Source organism: Vibrio sp. 1727 (assembly GCF_033344415.1).
Lineage (GTDB): Bacteria > Pseudomonadota > Gammaproteobacteria > Enterobacterales > Vibrionaceae > Vibrio > Vibrio alginolyticus.
In genome coordinates this window covers 1-621 of record NZ_JAWPOT010000406.1, presented here as the reverse complement: position 1 = coordinate 621, position 621 = coordinate 1, and the positions used below count along the sequence as shown (strand labels likewise).

Below are 621 nucleotides of genomic sequence, written 5' to 3'. Positions count from 1 at the left end.
ATAGATGAGTACGTGATCATAACTCCAGTAAACGAATGGTGATACTTAATGATATTTAGACTTAAACTCTTAAACTAAAGGTTGTCATCCTCAACGATTTCATCGGTTTTAAAGTCTTTCTTAGTCAGTTTTGTACCATTTTCACTATTGTATCTTTCAATTGCTGCCGCCAGTTCACGTGATGCTTTACCTTGGGATCTTTCTTTAAAAACATCTTCTCCTACTTTAAATTTAACAAGTGGTGCTGGTTTTCGCTTCGTTGCGGTAGAAGACTTTGAACCTGTTAAAATTTTATACTTTTTTTCGAGTTCGTGAGGGATTTCAAAGTCAATTACTTGTAAAGCGTGTATGGCTGCTTCAACAGCCTTCACTTCTTGCGCAGTATTAAGCTCATCTATAACGTGGCTAACTCTATCACGGATTGCTTCTAACTCTCCCAGAGATAGTTCTAAGCCTCGGATATTATTGCGACTATTAAATATTTCTATGGCTGCTTCTTGTTTTTCAGTCAATGTCATTAGTTTTATTCCTATTAGATGTACAATTGCCAATACTCCAATTTTAAACCAAACTTAAAAAGTGTGGAAGTTTTTAATGATTAAAAAATTTTTGTTTGATTTA

The 621-nt window shown here is 34.1% G+C and carries 1 protein-coding gene; it reads right to left on the bottom strand.

Translation table 11 applies throughout. The features are described 5' to 3' along the window. Positions 1 to 74 precede the first annotated feature (74 nt). Positions 75 to 518 carry a hypothetical protein gene (locus R8O10_RS26020; protein WP_025789569.1) on the bottom strand — a complete coding sequence of 148 codons (444 nt, stop codon included), beginning with the start codon at positions 516 to 518 and terminating at the stop codon, positions 75 to 77. Positions 519 to 621: the final 103 nt, after the last annotated feature.